The organism is Vibrio sp. M260121 (genome assembly GCF_036533715.1).
In the GTDB taxonomy this organism is placed as follows: Bacteria; Pseudomonadota; Gammaproteobacteria; order Enterobacterales; family Vibrionaceae; genus Vibrio.
The window spans coordinates 23,112-43,059 of record NZ_JATABF010000011.1 but is presented as its reverse complement, the minus strand read 5'-3'; the positions used below and the strand labels follow the sequence as shown (position 1 = coordinate 43,059).

Genomic DNA, 19,948 nt, shown 5'->3' with positions numbered 1-19,948 from the left:
AACTTCCTTAAATACGATCAAACAGGTTGAGATCGTTGATCTTCACGTAGCTAGCTTGCGTTGCTTGTAACGCCGCCATGTAGTTGCTCAAACGTACTGACGCCTCACCGTAATCCAATGCCGATAAGTCACTGGTCACCTTATCAACGAACAGCTTGTTTTCGCTGTGTGCGCTGTCCATTAGGTCGAGGTTGTTGTGGCGACCACCGATTTCTGTCATCGCCCCCAATACGTTCGCCAAGGTATCATCAATGGCAGATAAGCTAGCGTCTACTTCCGCTTGAAAATTCGGACTCGGGTTCTCAAATTCCGCAATCAAAGCATCGATTTGGTTCAATACGTTATCGCCACCACCAAGCTCCAGAATCTCTTTCGCCGTCATATTGGAATCCATGGTTACGCCCTTTGCGACGGTGACCACGCGCTTGTCGCTGTTACCATCAACTTGGTACGCACCGCCAACATTGCTCACCGCAGGCATGTCCGTCTGAGTGCCTGAAAACAAATAGTGGCCTTCTTCGTCTTGGGCGTTGAATGAAGACTCAATCGAATCACGGTAGCTTTTAAGCTCGATGATCATGCCGCTACGGTCTTCATCGGTTAATGTGCCGTTTGCGCCCCAAAGCACCAAATCACGCACACTCTTTAAGCTCTCGTTGACCGAATCCAAATGGGTTTCTTGAGCAGAAAGTGTGGTTTTCAGGTTGGCGATATTACTCTGGTACTGACCGATCGCGCTGTTTTCACGCTCAAGGTTCAGCAGCTTAATCGACGCCATAGGATCGTCAGAAAGCTTGGTTAGTCGGTCACCCGTGGCCATTTGTTGAAGAACATGCCCCAAACCTGCGTTGTTGGTTTGCAGGCTTTGCAGCATCATTTGGCTAAATTGACTGTCACTGATTCGCATCTCGGGTTCCTTTTAGAATAACTGCAATACAGAGTCGAAAAGCTGGTTAGCAGTGCTAATGACTTTCATGTTGGCGTTGTGTGCATTAGCAAATGTCATCAGATTCGCCGCTTCTTCATCGCTGTTCACCGCACTGACGTTATCGCGCGCGGCATGCGCTTGTTTGTTCATTGCCGCTTTAGCTTCGTAATCCGCTTCTGCTTGGCGTGCTTTGATCGCCGTTTCACCGACCATTGCGGTGAACGCATCGTTTAAGCTAAGCGAGCCATAGCCAGTGACGGAAACCGGCTTATTGCTCAGTTGAATCAAGTCATTCAACACATCAGCATTACCCGGTGTGCCATCGCTTGAAAATGCTAATTCTTCCGCGCTGATATCAGTAATGGTGAGGCTTGCTGCTGGGTTTGCTGGATCGTAGCTAAACAATGGCTTGCCCGGATTGCCGTTGAGATCTTGGCCTGTTGCCAGCACAGCGTTGTATTCATCCGCCAATGCTTTTGCCATGTCATCCAAAGCGACTTGGTTTGGCTTAAGCACTTCGGTTTGATAATCGTTAATCGCGCCCAACTTGCCGCCTACCGAATGGTCAATGACAAAGCTTTGCGAGGCGAATTCGACACTCAAATCCGCAAGATATGGGTCGCTTGGGTCTGGCTTTGCTGCCAGCTGACCATAATCCGATCCCATTACCAAAGGCTGACCAGAAGCGAGCGTCACTTGCATGCTACCGTCTGGTTGGTCGGTAGTTTTGATTTCAACGATTTGAGAAAGCTCACCAATCAACACATCGCGAGTGTCCATCAACTGCGCTGGGTTACCACCTGTGCCTTGCATTTCGACAATCTGCTTGTTTACCTGAGCAATGTTCGCCATCAAGCTATTGGCATGGCTCAACGCGGCATTACGCTGATCACTCATGTCCTTGTGCTGATTGTGAAGCGACTCGGTTAACGTATTGAATCGGCGTGCTAACGCTTCCGATTCATTAATGATTTGCTGACGGTATGGGATTGATTCTGGTTTTACTGTGGCATCATTCAGCGCAGCATTAAGAGAATCTAACCCCGCAGAAACGCTAAAACCATCCGCACCAAGCGTGTTTTCAAGCTGGCTCATGGCGGTGGTATAACCTGCCGAATAAGCCGCTAAACTGTTGGTCGACCACGTTTGCTTCACCAAGAATTGGTCTGTAACACGGCGAATGCTCGTCACTTCAACACCCATTCCAGGACTGAGCTTGTTGTACTTACCGTCACCGACAGAAGCCATCAATGCTTGTTGTCGGCTGTATCCCGGCGTGTTGATGTTGGCTACGTTTTGCGCGGTCACATCCAACGCCACACGGTTCGCGTTTAAGCCTGAAAGGGCGATATTAACAAGGTTCATTTACAGCTCCATTTTCCTGATCAGCGGCTGAGTAAATGCGGTCGTCATTCCGGCTTCACCGAGCACTTGTTTAACAGAGGCGACCGCTTGCAGCGTGGGATTAACTGCGTCGGTCTTCATCGCGATTTCATCGTTTTCAAGTTGTGATGTGCGTTCAAGGCTGGCCACTTTTCCATCGTTCGCCGGAGAGACATTACGTGATTGGTCGAACGCCACTTCGCGCATTGAAGGGCTAAGTTGTTGGATCAGCATATTGGCGATACCAGAGTTCTGTTTTTTAGCCAGCTCCATCGCTAACTGCCCATCGTACATATCGCGAAACACACCTTGTTGTTGGCTAGCAAACGGGCTGTCTTTGTCGGCCAATACATCACTGCTGCTGCGCATTTGACGTAGCACCATTTGTAGGAACATCGCCTCGAATTGACCTGCAACCACTTCAAGAGCGCCTTCTTGATCGCGGCTTTTCTTGATGCTCGCTAAGGCGCTGTTGTCGTGATACAGCATGGTATTGAGTTGTGCTTGATCGCCGCTCGTGTCTAACTTCATCGCTAACTCCTTAAATCACCACAAGCTCAGCATTCAGCGCGCCCGCTTCGTTCAACGCTTGCAGAATCGACATCAGATCCGTTGGCGTTGCACCTAAGCTGTTTACAGCGTTGACGATGGTGTTCAGTTCCGTGCCCGGAGGCCAAATCACCATTTGCGCTTGTTCTTCGTTTACTTCGATTTGGGTTTGATCCACGACTTTGGTTTCACCATCAGCAAAGGCGTTCGGTTGACTGACTTGTTGAGATTCGGAGATTCGAACAGTCAAGTTGCCGTGGCTTACTGCCGCTTCACCAACCTTAACGTTCTTACCAATCACCACCGTACCCGTACGTGAGTTGAAGACGATTCGAGCTGGTTTGCGGCCCTCTTCCACGCTCATTTCTTCCAACATCGACATCATGGTGACACGCTGTTGAGTGTCCATCGGCGCACGCATTTCGACGCGCGCTTTGTTGATCGCTTTCGCCACGTTTGGACCAAAGGTATTGTTGATTTCACGAGCGATGTTCTTCGCCGTTGTGAAGCTTGGTTTACGCAGATTCAACGTAATTTCGTCACGCTGGTTAAAATCAGTTTCGATTTCTCGCTCCAATGTCGCCCCATTGGGAATTCGGCCTGCGGTTGGCGTGTTTACTTCTACTTTAGAGCCACTTTTACCCTCGGCGGATAAGCCTCCCACCACCACACTACCTTGAGCGATTGCATACACTTCGCCATCGATACCGCGCAGTGGCGTTAGCAGTAACGTGCCGCCACGTAAGCTTTTCGCATCACCAATAGAGGAAACCACGACGTCCAATGTTTGACCTGGGCCCGCCATTGGGTCAACGGACGCAGTAACGCTCACTGACGCCACGTTACGTAATTTCGGGTTCATGCTGTCATCAATCTGAACACCAAATTGGCGCAGCATGTTGGTGATCGATTGGGCGGTGAATTTCACTTGGTTACGGTCGCCTTGACCGGCCAAGCCCACGACTAAACCGTAACCGACCAATTGGTTTTCTCGGATGCCCTGCACATCCACCAAATCCATGATCGGAATTTCCACTTCGGCTTGTGAAGTGGCAGGAAGTCCCAAGGTCAGAGCCAATAGGAAAGAAGTAAAGAGTGCATTAATTGGCTTCATTAGAATGGTACCCATGGGCTGTTGAAGAACTGAGTCAGCCACCCGGCTGCGTTGCTGTCGGCTAATGCGCCGCGACCAGCGTAGGTAATGCGAGCATCCGCGATACGTTGAGAAGAGACTTGGTTGCTGCGGCTGATATCATCCACGCGCACGATGCCTGTTAGGCGAATAAACTCGTCGCCTTGGTTAAGTCGAAGCCACTTTTCACCGCTAATGCGAAGCACGCCATTTGGCAGTACCTCATGTACCGTCACGGTGATCGCACCTTGTAATTTGTTACCTTGCGAGCTGGATGCGCTGCCATCAAAGCTGCGACTGCCATCGACACTCACACCTAGCTCATCAATGGTTTTGGTGCCAATGGTTGGCGCGGCAAAGTCTACGGTTGAGCTTTTGCCAAACTGTGTGCCCGCTTTCTTGCTTGAAGAGGTTTCTTCAGAGAGCTGCACGGTCAAAACATCACCGACTCGGTAGGCTCGGCGATCTTGAAATAACGTCATGGTGTATTGGTGACGATAAAGGCTGCCGGACTTGGTCTCTGGCAAGGTGTAATCCAACACTGGTGGCGCGTATTCCTCCGTGTTTGGTTCAGGCGGAATAAACTCATCACGACCTGCACATCCCACCAGCAACACGACGGCAACTGCCCAACTCTTCGAAAGCCATTTCATTGCTTTTTCCTTCATCATCACCAATTTCTTACTTACATCGACTGCGCGACAAACTTCAGCATGTCGTCTGCGGCAGAAACCACTTTGGCGTTCATCTCGTACGCGCGTTGAGTGGTGATCATGTCGACCATCTCTTCCACTACCTGCACGTTTGAGCCTTCTAAAGCGCCCTGTTTGATGCTGCCCGCACCGTCTTCGCCCGCAATTAACTCATCAGCAGGACCACTTGCTTCTGTCTCACGGAACAAGTTACCGCCAACGGCTTCTAGACCGGCTGGGTTGATGAACTTCGCCAGCGTGATTTGACCCAGTTGCTGTGGCGTTGGATCGTCAGCCGATGTGGTTGTTACCGTGCCATCCACACCCACAGAGAACGAAATCGCGTTGTCTGGGATTTGAATTTGCGGCTCTAGTGGCAAACCTTGGCTGTTGACCATCAAACCCTCTGAGTTGATGTGGAACTGGCCATTACGCGTGTACATGATCTGACCGTCAGAGTTTTCGATTTGGAAGAAGCCTTGCCCCATCACCGCTAAATCCAACTCTTGAGTGGTATTTTGTGTGTTGCCTTGGGTGAAGACTTTCTGCGTACCGACTACGCGAACACCAGAACCAAGCTGAACACCGCTTGGCAGTTCATTCACTTGGTCGACTTGCGCGCCCGGCTGACGCTGAATGCTGTAAAACAAGTCTTCAAACACCACGCGGTCACGCTTAAAGCCGACCGTGTTAACGTTCGCTAGGTTATTAGAGATGGCAGTCATTTTGGTATCTTGAGCTGCCATGCCCGTTTTACTTACCCATAATGCTGAATGCATTGGTTATCTCCTTTGGACGAGAATCCCTTGCTGAGAGGCTTATCTCGCCGCCATCAATTTGTTTCCGGCTTGCGCCAAGGTTTCTGCGGTTTTCATCATGCGAACTTGCATTTCGAAATTACGTGTCAGCGACATCACGCTCAGCAGTTCATCAATGGCAGACACGTTACTGCCCTCAATGTGCTCTGGAGAAAGCTGCACGGTTTCATCCGCTGGGAAAGGCACACCATCTACGCTGTGTAGCAAGCTGTCGCTCTCTTTTTGCAGCTGGTTGATTGGCGGTTTCACCATCTTCAAGGTGCCCACTTCCACTTCTGCACCACCACCCGGAGGAATCACAGATACGCGGCCACGTTCACTGATTTCAATCTTCTGAAAATCAGGCACAACGATTGGTCCGTTTTCACCGACAACAGGGAAGCCATTGATGCTCATTGCACCAAAGGTATCGACTTTGATGTTGCCCGCTCGGGTGTACGCTTCATTGCCAATTGGCGTTTCGACGGTGAGGTAGCCCTCGCCCATGATCGCCACATCGAGAGGACGACCAGTTTTCATGATGTCGCCAGAATCAAAACGCGTTGCGGCTGAGTTGGTCACCACCATGGTGCGGCCATCAAAGCCCGCACCTTGTAGCTCAACGCTGCGAACGCGTTCCATATCGGCACGGAAACCTGCGGTGTCAGCGTTCGATAAGTTGTTCGAACGTACGTGCTGAGCCTTAAGAACTCGACTTGCACCCGACGTGGCAGTAAATAACAAGCTATCCATGCGACCCTCCCATTACACCGCGTTGAACAGAGCTTGAGTCAGCTTGTCATTGGTCGAAATGGTTTTCGCGTTCGCTTGGTAGTTACGCTGCGCCGTCATAAGCGCAACCAGCTCGCTGGTTAAGTCAACGTTAGAGCCTTCTAGCGCGCCCGGTGTTAGGTCACCCAATGTGCCTGTACCCGGAACACCCATGATTGGCGCGCCTGAGCTGAAGCTTTGTGTCCAAGCCGTGCCGCTCACTTTCGATAGACCTTGCGTGTTAGCGAAATCCGCAAGCACAACCTGACCTTGCAGCTGAGACTGACCATTGGTGTAAGTCGCGTAAACCATGCCGTTGTCTTCCACTCGAACGCCCGCAAGCTCACCTGAGGTGTAACCGTTCGGGTTGTTGGTGCTCACACCAAACGCAGCGCCAAACTGAGTGCTGCCGTTCAAGCTGATATCAATGCTCATTGCGTTTGCGCCCGCCGCTGGGAATGCAACATTGAAAGAACCCGTTGGAGAAGCTAGCGTGCCGTCTGTATTGAATTGAACCGTTTGAGCCGTTGCTGGCGTCGTTGGTGCACCGTCGACTTCCACGTTCACTTGCCATTCGTTATCTGATGTCTTCGTGAAGTACTGAGTGACTGTATGCGAGTTGCCAAGTGAGTCGTACACCTTAGTGGTGTAAGAAGAGTTGAATGAGTTTGGATCGGAAGAATCGAATGGGTAAATGGCTTGGTCAACTGCCGTTGCGCTTGCGTCGAAGTTCGCCACAAAGTCCAGATTGTCGGTCGCTTTTGCGTTAAGTGAAGACGTAGAAACTTTGATGTCACCAACAGAGCCAGTTTGAAGGTTCGCATTGTTGTCTACGCTGTAACCTTGCAACTTGGCACCGTTATTTGCGGTCACAAAGTTGTTCTTATCAGTACCAAACACACCTGCTCGAGTGTAAAGCATTTGCCCCATGTGATCTTTCGTCACGAAGAAGCCGCTGCCATTGATCGCCAAGTCCATTGCACGGCCTGTGCCTGTCACCGAACCATTCTTATCGAAGTTCTGAGAAATCGACGCCACTTCTACGCCGCCCGGTTGCATGCCGTTGTAAACCGCGGCAAATTCTGTGCGGCCACCTTTAAAGCCGTACGTTGATGCATTGGCAATGTTGTGGCTGATGGTGTTTAACTCTGTGTTGGTCGCGTCCAGACCACTAAGTGCGATGTTAAAACTCATAAATAACCTCTGATTTCCTTATTTGGTTAAGCACCAAACTGAGTGATTTGATAGAAAGGAACGTTGCCAACGCCTTGAACATTGACCAGTGCTGCGCCACCCGAGCTAGGAATACGTACCTGATCAACCGTGCCTGCCAGCAAAACATTTGGGCTCTTTTGCCCTTCTTGAACTTCCACCGCAACGGTGTATTTACCCGGTTTCAAACCAAGCTCTTCTGGATTGATCGAGAACTCAACGTCACCCGCACCGTGTGCACCTAAAGGCACTTTGGTTGATTGGCCGAACTCATCTTTGACGACTAACGTCACTTGGTTCGAACCGTGTTCTAGCTCGACCTTGCCACTTTGCACGCCTTCACCAAGTTCAAACTCGTTTGAAGAGACGTACACGGTTTGACCAACCAAACCAGCCGTTGAAAGCACCTGCATGTTGTCGAGCAATACCATGCTGTTTTGCATCAGCATCGACATGTTTTCAGTACTTTGAACTTGCGAAAATTGCGCCAGTTGGCTGACATACTCAGTGCCATCAAGCGGGTTAAGTGGATCTTGGTTTTGAATTTGCGCCACCATGAGCGAGATAAACTCATTTTGCAGTGATGTTGCGCTGTTCATATCCGATGGGTTCGCTGAAATGCCGCCGGTATCACCACTAGCGGTAGTTGCGACAGGTGCGTCAGAAGAGAGCGCGGTGTATTGTGCGAGACTCATTAGTTACCCTGCCCTAGTCGAAGCAGACCTTGCTGCATGCTTTTCACATTCGTCAGCACTTCCACGTTAGTTTCAAAGCTTCGCGTTGCGGACATCATGTCGGCCATCTCTGACACCACATCAATGTCTGGGTAGTACACGTAGCCTTCGTCGTTCGCTAACGGGTTGTTAGGTTCGAAGCGTTTTTCTGCCTGACCTGCGTTTTGCACCACATCCACAATCCGCACTTCCGCATTCGGATAAACACCGTTTTCCGTCGCCATCTGCGTTTTCTGATACACAGTGGCAAACACAGGTTTCAGTGCTTTGTAGGCATCATCCGGATTGGCAGACACCGCGTCGGCGTTGGCAAGGTTACTGGCTACCGTGTTCAGACGAACGGTTTGCGCCGTCATCGCCGAGCCAGTGATCGAATAGATATCAGTAAATGACATGTTTAACGTCCCTCAATCACTTTCGCCAAGCCACTGAATTTCATGTTGAGAAACGTCAGGCTGGTTTGAAAGTCCATGTTGTTTTGCGTGAACTTGGCTTGTTCAACGCCCAGTTCCACAGTGTTGCCGTCTTTGCTGTTTTGGTAAGGCACCGAATATTGCGCCTCAACCTGAAACTTCGGCACCGGTTTGTTCACACTGCCCGCTGACATTTGATTCATCACGGTGGTGAAACTTAGGTCCTTTGCCAAGTACCCTGGGGTATCAACATTTGCTAGGTTACTGGCGAGGACTTTGGTACGCTGAACGCGAAAATTGAGTGCCTCTGGATGTACACCTAACGCATTTTCGAATGTGATCGCCATGCATCTTTCCTTAAAATCGGCTCGAATACACCGAATAACAAAACAAGATGCATGCCATAAAATTTAGCTATATATATCAATGAATTACAAACAAGGAAGGAAGCCTCGCTTCCGGTTTACGGAAACCATTCAAACCAAGGGGAAGGGGCAATTTCCCTCAATCATGCTGCTTTGTGGTTTGGTTTTGAGTGCAAGCTCACTTAGTGCTTTAGCGAATGAGAAAAACCTCACCGCAGACGAGTTAAAAGCCATCGTCGGCGAGCAATTTGAGCAAGAGGTGGCGCAAGTGGCACACTCTCGCCAATGGGGTGCTTACCAACTCGACTATCAAATATGGGTACCAGGCTCTGCCAATCACCTGCCTGTTTGTGACACACCTTTAGCAATCGCAGGACGCGATAATCGCCCGTTACCTGTTGGCAATTTAAAACGTGCGGTCAGTTGCGAAGACGTTAGCTCTCCATGGAGAATTAATGTGACCATTAAATCGGCGGTGACACTTCCCGTTCTCGTTGCCACCAGTACGATTGGACGTAACGAATCCATCTCAGCCTCGAACTTAAAAACTGAAACGCGCACAATTTCACGCCAAGACGATTTCTTCACAAAAGCAAACCAAGCCATTGGGCTTGAGACCTCTCGCCGCATTCGAGCAGGCCAAATCATTGACCCAACCAACTTAAGTTCCCCGCCATTGATCGAGAAAGGCAACGAAGTGATCATCATCGCCAGCAAGGATGGGTTTAGTGCCAGTACCAAGGGAGTCGCCGTAGAACAAGGCAAGAAAGGTCAGCAGATTGAAGTAGAAAACATCAGCTCTGGCAAGGTGATACGAGCGGTTGTGACAGGGCTAAACCAAGTGCATACCCAATTTTGATTTTGGACTCAGGTTATCATTTTTCGATTTAGATGCTCGTCAGCGTAGGTGAACTTCGAGTACAAAAATAAATATTTAATGTTCATCACACCCTAGTCGCCTATTCGATTTAGAACATGATGATTGAGGACAACAGCATGAAAATCGACAAGGTCGCGGGCGGTCATGTCCCACAAACTAAATTCCAGCAGGCGAGCAAAAAGCCAGTCGACACCGTCGCACAGAGCAAGATTAACGAGCCTACATTCCAAGCGAATACAGCCGCGATCGATCGCGCTCAAGCTGAAATGAAATCCTTACCAGACGTAGACATGGTGAAGGTTGAACAAATTCGTAATGCGTTAGCTCGTGGTGAACTGAATCTAGATACCCAAGCATTATCCAAAGCAGTAATGCAATTTCACACCGGTCACGAGTAACGCAACGCACTAGGAGTCATGCATGGCAACGACGGCATCGCAGCACATTCAGAAGTTTGTTCGCTCTATCGCTGAAGACGTCAAACTCTACCAGCAACTATCGGGGCTGATTCAGCAGCAAAAAGCACTGTATTTGAAGTTCGATGGTGAGGCGCTAAACGAGAACATTCAAAAACAAATGCCGATTTTGAATCAGCTTGGTCGTTCTGCAAGTGAAAGAAGCCAGTTAATGCGCAAACTCGGATTGCCTTGCAATGAGACCAGTGTGAATCGTATTTTCAATGCCTTGCCCACCAAGATTGGTACGCAAGCGAGAAAACAATGGGCGCTGTTGGAATCCTTGGTGAAACAATGCCAACAGGACAATCAGAGCAATGGCCAAAGCTCTGCAGCGTTCCAAGAGTTAGTCAGTCAACTCAAACAACCTGTGCAACACACTTATGAAGAGCGTTCGTTCTAAACAACGATTCTCGCCTTGCCTGCAGAGTCTACCGCCATCCCGGTCGATTACTGTGGGCTTTTTTGTTTTGTGCGTAATGTGCTTGTCTCCAATGACGATGGCCAAGCCGCATGAAGCCACTATCGAGCAGCAATATCAAGTGCTCGCGCCATATCAAACGCAAATTACCCAGCGTCTCGATTCCGTTAGCCCGCTTCTCGATCATATTTTCAAACAGCTTAAGCAAAAGTCTCTGCCTGCAAACTTTGTGCTGGTGCCGATGCTAGAATCCTCCTACAACCCCAAAGCCGTCTCGCACGCCAATGCTGCGGGCCTCTGGCAGTTGATCCCTGCCACGGCAACACGCTTTGGTTTGCAAGTAACGAATAGTCAGGATGAGCGTTTTGATACCAAAGCCAGCACGAGAGCCGCCATAAGATATTTAGAATTTCTGTATAACAAGTTTGATCAAGATATTGCGCTCACTCTGGCCGCTTACAACGCAGGTGAAGGCCGTGTCGCTAGAGCGATAAAGGAGGCTGGCAGTCGAGATTTCAAAGCACTCACATTGCCGAAAGAGACTCAGCAATACGTCAATCGCTTTTACGCGCTGGAACGTTTGGTCAATATTCAGAAACTGCGCAGCAATTCTTTCCAACCACTACTTTTGTTTGCGAATCATTCCTCGACCTACACCGAACCGCTTATAGACCTTAGTCGATTACCGCCACTCGTGGAATTGTGAACATTCTCACTAAAAGCTACCAATGTCAGAAGCACGTAAAAACACAAGATCCTATTCCGCCAATTTACAAACTCGTGATCTCGATGCAAACGCGTGCATAAAAGTTACGGTAATGTATCTCAAAGATAAGAAAGAGCAGTGGTTTGCTGATAATTTACCAACTTGCACTTGTATATTGCCTAGATATCCATCACATTACGCGTGCAAACAAAGTGAAAACCAATAGTTAGACCTATTAATTATTTACACAACAAATATAAAACAGCTATTGTTTTCACAGATTGATACAAAAAACAGAATATCGAGATGACGCTTCGCTTGCGCGTCTGGAATAAGTCCGGGTTCCGGGGGGGAGCTCGGACTTTTTTATTGGCTGATGTTTACAAATTGAAACGTTAGAAAGCCGTTTCGTAAACGAAGACCGGAAATTTAAGAAGAGTGAAGAGTCCTGTCGCCGAATAAGTGTGGACTATAGAAGCTCTTTCGAGATCAACTGGAGCAAGAAGGTTTCGCGTTCAATGCTCATGCCTTTCTTCGGGCTTTCCGCCATCGTCTTTTCATTGTGCGCGATCGCGTCGTGAACATTCATCCAAACTGGACGCATGCCATTTTTCACTTCGTAATCTTCATAAGACGTTTCTCCCAATTCACGATCAATCTTGCACGTGTAGCAGTATGACGTCATGTGCATCACATCCGCATCGTCTTTGTACCATGGACGAAATTCTTCGAAGATACCGAAAGGCTTGATGCTGTGAATGTTCTTCGCACCGGTTTCTTCTTCCAGCTCACGTACCAAACCTGCAATCACATCCTCACCGTCATCGATGCCACCGCCAGGCAGCGTGTAATCGTGATAACGCTCTGTGTAAAGAAGCAGGACATCTTCACCGTCTAATACAATGGCGCGAGCCGCATTGCGTTGGAAGATGATTTTGTCATCAAGATGTTCGATGTCTGGGTGCGTGGTGGTTTTCAAATGTCTCATCGCAGAATCCGCTGTGAATGTTTTGCGCGCATACTACCGAAATTCATGCGCATTCCCAAGTTTCAATTTGAGCACGTCTGAAACAAATATAGGCGAACAGTGAGCAAATTCTAAAATTGCACAGAATTCCCTTACAAGCGTCGTGCTTTTAACAAACATAAGACAATATTTTTCTGAAACTCTCCTATAATCAACACACTACTCGTTAATCCCATGCGGAGATCAAGAATGAAAAAGACAACTTTAGTAGCGGCAGTGGCAGCAGCGATGGTGTTGGCAGGTTGCTCAACTTATGACGGTGCAACTCGCTCAAATGAATACACATCAGCAGCAAACCCAGCAGCGGTATACTGCGTACAGCAAGGCGGCGAGCTAGATACAGTAACGGAAAATGGTGAACGCGTAACTTACTGCCAACTGTCTGAAAACGAGCGCTTTGAGCAATGGGAATACTACCGCAACAATCATAAAGAAGATGGTGAATCGTAAACAACATTAACATTAACATTTACGCAATCTAAGATTACAATTTTATCAACAAAGGAGCTTTAAGCTCCTTTTTGTTTACCGTAAATTTCCTTACTTTCTGATACTTACCCCTTTATCCATCTGCCTTACCGCATAGCGACATGATATCGAACGGCGTTTTATTCCTGACATTTTTCTGACATTACTTTCCACTTGGTCAATAAAATTTCTCGCGCACATCACGAAATTTCACGTTTTTTCCACATTTTTTACGGGAGCGGGTGGTCAGGATGAAAACAGATACAGTCAAACAAGCCGAATCGGCACAAACCAATGTGATTACTGAAGAGTCAAAGCGCATCATCTACAAATCGATGTTAAGTGCATTGACCATCATTGCGCTTAGTATTTTAGTCAACCTAAGTATCCGTGTGGACTACGTTTTACTCGGTTCAAGCTTGGGAGAAACCTCTGTTACGGAAACCTTACAGCTGATCATGTTGGCTGTTGCGTCTTGGTCTTTCTTCCGCATTTCTAAACAAGAAAGCCATGTATCACACGCAGCAATCTTGATCGCTGGGTTCTTTGCGGTATTGATGATCCGTGAAATGGACTATTGGTTTGACATGATTCACCACGGTTCTTGGGTCTTCCCTGCTCTTGCACTAACTGCACTGGCTTGCGCGAAAGCGTACCAAGGCGGTAAAGGCACGGTGAACGAAATGGCAACCATTCTACAATCACCTTACATGAAGCTACTTATCGGCTCGGTGATCTTGTTGTTGGTATTCTCTCGCCTGTACGGCATGGGTAGCTTCTGGCAACACGTAATGGGCGAGCACTACGTACGCGATGTGAAAAACATCTCAGAAGAAGGCATGGAGCTGTTGTGTTACAGCCTAATCGCGCTGAGTGCCGTACGCACACGTCGCGAACTTAAGCGTCAGTAATTTGAAGTGGCTTAACTAACTATTCGCTTCGGGGTCAAGTTGCAGATTCAACGCCGTTAATATCGGATGAAACACTGCCAACGCTTGCTCTGCTGCAACCACTGAATCATCAAAGGCCGTCATTTCGATGGCCTTTTTCATATCTGCAATTTGCCCTCGCACCTCAGGCTCTAAATCGAGCGCTTGAAGCTTTTCTATCGCTCCAAGGCCAATGGCTAAAGGCTTTGCTTGTACCTCAGCGAGATCACGTTCAAAGGCACCGCGCTTAACTCCCTCTAGATACACGCGGTAAGTCGTGAGTTCATCAAACAACAAAAACGCTTCCGCTAAAACACCAGTATTTGGGTAAGGCACACTCACATGATGCGAGAGATCGAGTGGAATATTGAGCTTTACCCCCATGTCCGCACAACGCGACTTCAACACGCGCAATAAGCCTTGTTCATCCATTAAGGTTTGAATCTCGATGATGCGCTCTAGGTGATAGTCATTGGAGAGTAATGTGACTTCAATGGTTTGCCCTGCCTCGCAAAGACCACTTCTCAATAATTCCGCAGCAGCATTTTGCATGTTCTGTACCGTATTGAGTGAGCGATTCTCGATGATGACCTGCTGCTCAGGAAAATCGATTTCCCTAGCCTTGGCTAACTGGCAAAAATAGCGGTACATCACATCCGCTTCTGAGACGGTTTGTCCTTGAGTCACACCGCCACAAAAAACCAAGGCAGTCGTCTCAAAGCAAAATTCGTTTAAAACATTCAACAGCGCTTCCACGCGTGATTGGCTTTCAGCACTCAACTGATCGTGCACTAAGCGCTTACCTAGAATGATCACTACCTTGTTTAACTTCATTACCCAGATCTCAATTACTCATACTTTAGCGAACAATTTGTATACAAAAATTTGCTTTGCCAATACTCTTTCAGGCATTAACATCTAATTAACAATGTCGTTCTAGAGACCTGAACAAAGGTCCGTAGAGAAAGGAAGTCAATTATGCTGTCGATTTTCGATATTTTTAAAGTCGGTGTCGGTCCATCCAGTTCCCACACCAATGGCCCAATGCTCGCAGGTTACCATTTCACTCAACTACTTAGCGACTCTATGGCGAAAGTGTACAAGGTGCAAGTAGACCTTTATGGTTCTTTATCGCTGACAGGCAAAGGTCACCACACTGACCGTGCTACCGTACTTGGCTTGATGGGCAACAAACCCGATACCATCAAGATGACCAGTGCCAAGAGTGCACTGCAACATACCATTGAACATGGCACGCTCTCTGTCGCTGGCGTGCATGAGATCGTGTTTAGTTATGATCACGATATCGTCTTCCACAGTGACAACCTCCCATTGCATGAAAATGGCATGACCATTACGGCTTTTGATGCGGCTGGCGATCAAGTCGCGTTTGAAACTTACTACTCCATTGGCGGTGGCTTTATTGCAACCGCTGCCGAACTGGAAAACGGCAGCAGCGAAGCGGAAGTGCAAGTGTGTTATCCGTTCAAATCAGCCGATGAAATGCTAGAGAAAGCCGAACAAAACGGCTTGAGCTTGGGCGGAATGATCCTGCAAAACGAACGCGCGTTTCGTGAGCAGGAAGAGATCGACCAAAAAGCCGAACAGATCTGGAAAGTGATGTCGCTGTGTATGCAGCGTGGCTTCGATACCGAAGGTATTCTTGAAGGCGGGTTGAATGTGACACGCCGTGCACCAAACCTACTTAAAAAGCTCGAAGCGAATGCGGCCGTAGAAAACGATCCAATGGAGATCATGGATTGGATTAACCTATTTGCTTTCGCCGTGAGTGAAGAGAATGCCGCCGGTGGTCAAGTGGTTACATCCCCAACCAACGGCGCGGCCGGCGTTATCCCTGCGGTACTGATGTACTACCACCGCTTCATCAAAGAGCTTGACAACAAACAGTTGAAGGACTTCTTAGCAGTCGCGGGGGCGATTGGTATTTTATACAAAACCAACGCTTCTATTTCCGGTGCTGAGGTAGGTTGCCAGGGTGAAGTCGGGGTTTCGTCTTCGATGGCAGCGGCAGGCTTAACCGCACTGCGCGGTGGCAGTAATGAACAAATCTGTATTGCCGCAGAGATCGCCATGGAGCACTCACTAGGCATGACCTGCGACCCAATTGGCGGTTTGGTTCAAGTTCCGTGTATCGAACGAAATGCGATGGGCGCGATGAAGGCCATCAACGCATCACGCATGGCACTGAAGCGCACCAGTAAATGTCTTATTTCATTAGATAAAGTTATCGAAACCATGTACCAGACTGGTAAAGACATGAATAAAAAATACCGTGAAACATCACTTGGTGGTCTGGCAGTGATTCATATGGCACCACCATGCGAATAGCATACTTTATATCAGCTATCGCTAATTAATAATTCTCATTGTTGGCGGACAAAGTTCCGCCAACGTCTTCTTTCTTTCGCCCAAATTACATCATCTCCTGCCCCACTCTCTATTGCATATTATTTCAGCGACATTTCAAAACCTTAAAAACCGCCTTAGAACAATAATCTTATAAATTGTTACTTTTTGGTCATTTATTCACATAATTTTCAGTTGATCTAGAACAACACATTAGCGAGGCAAACGTTTCGCATTAGAAATTTTAGTGCATTAATTTCGTTTTATGCGACAATTGTTTCAATATGTAACATAGCGTTTAAGTAACATTTAACAGAAATAATAACTACCTTTCTCGCAATAGTGAGTATTTAATTATGTGGAATAAACTAAATAAATCTATGATGTTCTGCCAAATGATGTTTGGCTTATCATTTTACGGCGTGCTAGTCAGTCTGACGCGTTTCTTCTTAGAGGATCTGAATTACAACGAAGCTGATACCATGATGATCGTCGGTGCATTTTCGGCGATTGGACCTCTATTTGCGATTGCTGGCGGCTTTATCGCTGACAAATTTTTAGGTGCTTACCGTTCTCTATCGATTGCCTTCTTAGCATTCGCATCTGGCTACGTACTGCTTGTTCTTGGTGCTTCAGCAACCAACGTACCGCTTTCAATGTGTGGTATCGCGCTAGCAAGTTACGGCCGTGGTTTGATGTCTCCTTCTTACCCTAGCTTGTACAAACGTACCTTTAAGTCACAAGAAGACTTCGAGAAAGGCTACCCAATCAACTACTCAGTGAACAACGTGGGCGCTTTCCTAGGCCAATACTTGTTCCCTATGATTGTGCTTATCATCGGCTTCAATGGTGGTTTCACTATTTCAGCTGTGATGGCTGGCGCAGCATTGGTGATGCTACTTGTGTTCCGCAAAGGCTTGGTTGGCGTTGCTTCTGATCTGGATCGTCAAAGCGTAAGCATGAAGAACTGGATTTTCTTCGCGATCATCTCAGCGGCGATGATTGCACTGGTATTCTTCATGTTCTCTAACATGGATATCGGTCAAAACATCGTTTACGCCATCGGCGGTGCTGCGATTCTTTACTTTGTTTCTTTGATGTTGAAAGCAAGCAAAGCGGAATCATTGAAGATGGGTACCATCCTTATCGTTACCTTCCTAACCACGTGTTTCTTCGTTTACTACGGTCAGATGATGACTTCAATGAACATGGTAGCGATCAACACTCTGAAAGGTTCTCTATTTGGCTTCATTCCATTAGAGCCTGAAGCTGCAATGGCAATGAACCCGCTATGGTGTATGGTTGGTGGTCCTATTGTTGCTGGCTTCTTTGGCATGCTAGAAAAACGCGATATTCACCTATCAACAGCGACTAAGATTGCATTGGCATTCGTGTTAACCGCTATCGCATTCGGCATCCTAACATTCGCAGTAACCACTGTTGGCGAAGACGTTATCATCATGCCTGAAATCTTCCTAGCGATTCACTTCTTCCAAGCAATTGCGGAAGTTATCGTGGGTTCAATGGTTGTTGCGTTCATTCTATCTGTGGCACCTAAGCACATCGAAAACTTCTCAGTAAGCTTGTTCTCTGTAGCTATCGCGCTTAGTGGTATCGTTGGTGCTGCGTTCTCTACGTCTATCGCACTAGAGAAAGGCCAAGAGATCACACAAGAAATCGTACAACACGTTTACGGTGATTACTTCCAACTGCTGACTATCCTAGCGGTGGTAATGGTGGCTATCGCACTAGGTGCATCGTTCATCATTCGTAAGATGCTTGAAGCAGCAAAACAAAGTGAAGCTGAATTAGAAGTGGTTGAGCAAAACTAATTCTCTCAGCATCAAACAAAAAACGGAAGCCAAGTGGCTTCCGTTTTTTTATCGACAGAGAAAGGGAGGGAGAAATCATTAAGCGGTTAAGGTAACCATAAGATAACCGTTGAGTGCCAGTACCAAAGTAACGATAACCATACCTGCGTAAGAGACCCATTTATTGTTTTTGAACTCACCCATCAAGCGTTCGCTGTTGGTAAAGATAAGCAATGGGATAATCGCCAACGCAATACCAAAGCTCAACACCACTTGGCTCATCACCAAGATATCGGTGGTGTTCATGCCTAAACCAATCACCACAAACGAAGGTGCCATAGTAATAAAGCGTCGTACCCACATTGGAATAGAGAAGCGTACAAAACCTTGCATCACCACCTGACCTGCCATTGTGCCAACGACGGTAGAAGACAAGCCTGAAGCAATCAACGAGACACCAAACAACACAGATGCGGCTTTACCTACCAATGGCGTTAGCGTCATATATGCTGTTTCAATTTCCGCCACATGTTGGTTGCCTGAGTAATGGAAGACCGCAGCTGCCATCGCCACAATCGCGATATTCACAAAACCTGCAATCACCATCGCAATCAATACATCAAAACGACTGGTACGAAGGCGGGTTTTTGTGCTTTCACCGTAACTGTTTTTGAACAAAGCAGAATGAAGATAGATCACGTGAGGCATCACGGTCGCACCTAGAATACCCGCAGCAAGATAGATTTGATGTGAATCCGTAAAGGTTGGGGTTAGCAGACCTTTCACCATTTCACCGCCCGCAGGGTGCGCAAAAAACAGTTCAGCAATGTAGATAACCGCCACCAACATCAAAAGTGAACCAATCACCACCTCTAGTGGTTTTTGACCTTTCTGGTTAAGCATCAGAATCATCACGGTTGCTACCGCAGTGATCATCGCTCCTTCCATCAAGCTGATGCCAAACACCAACTGAAAGCCCACCGCCGCACCGATAAACTCAGCAAGATCTGTTGCTATCGCAATGATTTCCGCTTGGATCCAGTAGAAGCCTACTGCCCACTTATTTGGTAGGTGGTCACGTAGATGCTCCACGAGATTTTTGCCTGTGACAATACCTAGCTTGGCGGATAAATACTGAATCAACATCGCCATTAGGTTCGCCCATAACACTACCCAAAGTAGCTGGTAACCAAATGAAGATCCCGATTCAATATTCGTCGCAAAGTTGCCTGGATCGATGTAGCCAATCGCCGCAATAAATGCAGGAGCAAGCATCATTAATTTGCGTTTAATCTTGTTGAACGCCGAAACATTCGATGCAGCCGCGTTCTCTAACTGTATGGATGCATGATCTATCGATGAGTTACTCATGGTGGTATTCCTCTCTTGTCGATGAGAAAAATCATATCCTTACGCAAATGAGAATCAATATTATCTATATATCTAAAAGTGGTAATTAAGATTTCGGCAATTAATTTTGATCTATCGATAAACAAAAACTATCAAGGAAAACTCTATTCGATAGAAACAACAATGCCGCGATAAACGCGGCATTGAGAGCGGGGATGATTTCGTGTGCTGTCGATCAGTCGCGGCGGCCACGTAATTGAATCGGTTGATTAGAAGCGTCGGTTTGAATCATAACACCACCGTAAGTAGCATCATTTCGACCTTTAAGCGTTAGGTTAGAATCCGCGCGTTCCACATCAACTTGGTTTGCTTGGCTCATTGTCATATCAATTGTACCTGTGTATGACCCATCACCAGCGAATGCTACATTTACAGAACAAACCATTAAGCCTAGTGCGATTAGCTTTTTCATACGTCACCTCGATTTCTGTGGTACATCGTTTCGATGTAAAAACTCTAGCAATGCATGCTAAGTAGCACGAGGAAAACCCGAATTTA

General features: G+C 47.5%; 23 protein-coding genes. 8 read left to right on the top strand and 15 right to left on the bottom strand.

Annotation, left to right across the window (positions count from 1 at the left end; genetic code table 11):
* Positions 1-7: 7 nt before the first annotated feature.
* The 11 genes from flgL to flgB are packed head-to-tail and all read right to left on the bottom strand — an operon-like array spanning position 8 to position 8,958.
* A complete protein-coding gene (flgL, locus tag QTO06_RS08650) occupies positions 8-907 on the bottom strand; it encodes a flagellar hook-associated protein FlgL (RefSeq protein WP_331407446.1) in 900 nt (299 codons plus the stop codon).
* Between the two features lie 12 nt (positions 908-919).
* Complete coding sequence (gene flgK, locus QTO06_RS08645) at positions 920-2,293, bottom strand: flagellar hook-associated protein FlgK (protein ID WP_045370798.1); 1,374 nt, start codon at positions 2,291-2,293, stop codon at positions 920-922.
* A complete protein-coding gene (locus tag QTO06_RS08640; RefSeq protein ID WP_331407445.1) occupies positions 2,294-2,842 on the bottom strand; it encodes a rod-binding protein in 549 nt (182 codons plus the stop codon). It lies immediately after the preceding gene.
* A 10-nt stretch (positions 2,843-2,852) separates the two neighbouring features.
* The gene (locus QTO06_RS08635) at positions 2,853-3,974 is read right to left on the bottom strand and encodes a flagellar basal body P-ring protein FlgI (protein WP_331407444.1); all 1,122 of its coding nucleotides are present in this window, start codon (positions 3,972-3,974) and stop codon (positions 2,853-2,855) included.
* Positions 3,974-4,645, bottom strand: a complete 672-nt coding sequence (gene flgH, locus QTO06_RS08630) for a flagellar basal body L-ring protein FlgH (protein ID WP_029388661.1) — start codon at positions 4,643-4,645, stop codon at positions 3,974-3,976. The genes QTO06_RS08635 and flgH overlap by 1 nt, the downstream gene beginning before the upstream one ends.
* A 32-nt stretch (positions 4,646-4,677) precedes the next feature.
* Positions 4,678-5,463 carry a flagellar basal-body rod protein FlgG gene (gene flgG, locus QTO06_RS08625; protein ID WP_005432423.1) on the bottom strand — a complete coding sequence of 262 codons (786 nt, stop codon included), beginning with the start codon at positions 5,461-5,463 and terminating at the stop codon, positions 4,678-4,680.
* A gap of 39 nt (positions 5,464-5,502) precedes the next feature.
* Positions 5,503-6,234 carry a flagellar basal-body rod protein FlgF gene (flgF, locus tag QTO06_RS08620; RefSeq protein WP_005435899.1) on the bottom strand — a complete coding sequence of 244 codons (732 nt, stop codon included), beginning with the start codon at positions 6,232-6,234 and terminating at the stop codon, positions 5,503-5,505.
* 12 nt (positions 6,235-6,246) lie between these two features.
* On the bottom strand, positions 6,247-7,446 hold the full coding sequence (flgE, locus tag QTO06_RS08615; RefSeq protein ID WP_005535960.1) for a flagellar hook protein FlgE: 1,200 nt from the start codon (positions 7,444-7,446) through the stop codon (positions 6,247-6,249).
* A 26-nt stretch (positions 7,447-7,472) separates the two neighbouring features.
* Positions 7,473-8,159: a flagellar hook assembly protein FlgD gene (flgD, locus tag QTO06_RS08610; RefSeq protein ID WP_199482355.1), complete on the bottom strand. Its 687-nt coding sequence runs from the start codon at positions 8,157-8,159 to the stop codon at positions 7,473-7,475.
* Positions 8,159-8,593: a flagellar basal body rod protein FlgC gene (flgC, locus tag QTO06_RS08605; protein ID WP_005432431.1), complete on the bottom strand. Its 435-nt coding sequence runs from the start codon at positions 8,591-8,593 to the stop codon at positions 8,159-8,161. The genes flgD and flgC overlap by 1 nt, the downstream gene beginning before the upstream one ends.
* Positions 8,594-8,595: 2 nt before the next feature.
* Complete coding sequence (gene flgB / locus QTO06_RS08600) at positions 8,596-8,958, bottom strand: flagellar basal body rod protein FlgB (protein WP_005432433.1); 363 nt, start codon at positions 8,956-8,958, stop codon at positions 8,596-8,598.
* Between the two features lie 79 nt (positions 8,959-9,037).
* Between flgB and flgA the strand changes: the two genes are divergently transcribed.
* The 4 genes from flgA to QTO06_RS08580 all read left to right on the top strand — a co-directional run bounded on the left by flgA (position 9,038) and on the right by QTO06_RS08580 (position 11,438).
* Complete coding sequence (gene flgA, locus QTO06_RS08595) at positions 9,038-9,835, top strand: flagellar basal body P-ring formation chaperone FlgA (RefSeq protein ID WP_331407443.1); 798 nt, start codon at positions 9,038-9,040, stop codon at positions 9,833-9,835.
* Positions 9,836-9,972: 137 nt separating this feature from the next.
* Complete coding sequence (gene flgM, locus QTO06_RS08590) at positions 9,973-10,254, top strand: flagellar biosynthesis anti-sigma factor FlgM (RefSeq protein ID WP_010645334.1); 282 nt, start codon at positions 9,973-9,975, stop codon at positions 10,252-10,254.
* A 22-nt stretch (positions 10,255-10,276) separates the two neighbouring features.
* Positions 10,277-10,714: a flagellar protein FlgN gene (locus QTO06_RS08585; protein WP_331407442.1), complete on the top strand. Its 438-nt coding sequence runs from the start codon at positions 10,277-10,279 to the stop codon at positions 10,712-10,714.
* Between the two features lie 46 nt (positions 10,715-10,760).
* Positions 10,761-11,438: a lytic transglycosylase domain-containing protein gene (locus QTO06_RS08580; RefSeq protein WP_331407505.1), complete on the top strand. Its 678-nt coding sequence runs from the start codon at positions 10,761-10,763 to the stop codon at positions 11,436-11,438.
* Between the two features lie 469 nt (positions 11,439-11,907).
* Here QTO06_RS08580 and QTO06_RS08575 read toward each other — a convergent pair whose 3' ends face one another.
* Entirely contained in the window at positions 11,908-12,426 is a 519-nt protein-coding gene (locus QTO06_RS08575; protein WP_005432446.1) for an NUDIX hydrolase, read from the bottom strand.
* A gap of 228 nt (positions 12,427-12,654) precedes the next feature.
* On the opposite strand from QTO06_RS08575, the gene QTO06_RS08570 reads away from it, so the two are divergent.
* Together QTO06_RS08570 and QTO06_RS08565 are read left to right on the top strand one after the other, a co-directional pair.
* Positions 12,655-12,915, top strand: coding sequence for a putative hemolysin (locus tag QTO06_RS08570; RefSeq protein WP_331407441.1), 261 nt, complete (start codon positions 12,655-12,657; stop codon positions 12,913-12,915).
* Positions 12,916-13,184: 269 nt separating this feature from the next.
* On the top strand, positions 13,185-13,844 hold the full coding sequence (locus tag QTO06_RS08565) for a hypothetical protein (RefSeq protein ID WP_199437154.1): 660 nt from the start codon (positions 13,185-13,187) through the stop codon (positions 13,842-13,844).
* A 15-nt stretch (positions 13,845-13,859) separates the two neighbouring features.
* Here the strand turns inward: QTO06_RS08565 and QTO06_RS08560 are convergent, their stop codons facing one another.
* Positions 13,860-14,696, bottom strand: a complete 837-nt coding sequence (locus tag QTO06_RS08560; protein WP_331407440.1) for a YdcF family protein — start codon at positions 14,694-14,696, stop codon at positions 13,860-13,862.
* 144 nt (positions 14,697-14,840) lie between these two features.
* Between QTO06_RS08560 and QTO06_RS08555 the strand changes: the two genes are divergently transcribed.
* Both QTO06_RS08555 and QTO06_RS08550 read left to right on the top strand, forming a co-directional pair.
* Positions 14,841-16,211 carry an L-serine ammonia-lyase gene (locus QTO06_RS08555; protein WP_331407439.1) on the top strand — a complete coding sequence of 457 codons (1,371 nt, stop codon included), beginning with the start codon at positions 14,841-14,843 and terminating at the stop codon, positions 16,209-16,211.
* Between the two features lie 374 nt (positions 16,212-16,585).
* Entirely contained in the window at positions 16,586-18,061 is a 1,476-nt protein-coding gene (locus tag QTO06_RS08550) for a peptide MFS transporter (protein ID WP_005443672.1), read from the top strand.
* Between the two features lie 78 nt (positions 18,062-18,139).
* Here QTO06_RS08550 and QTO06_RS08545 read toward each other — a convergent pair whose 3' ends face one another.
* Both QTO06_RS08545 and QTO06_RS08540 read right to left on the bottom strand, forming a co-directional pair.
* Complete coding sequence (locus tag QTO06_RS08545; RefSeq protein ID WP_331407438.1) at positions 18,140-19,411, bottom strand: Nramp family divalent metal transporter; 1,272 nt, start codon at positions 19,409-19,411, stop codon at positions 18,140-18,142.
* Between the two features lie 214 nt (positions 19,412-19,625).
* Complete coding sequence (locus tag QTO06_RS08540) at positions 19,626-19,862, bottom strand: hypothetical protein (protein WP_005432461.1); 237 nt, start codon at positions 19,860-19,862, stop codon at positions 19,626-19,628.
* Positions 19,863-19,948 lie beyond the last annotated feature (86 nt).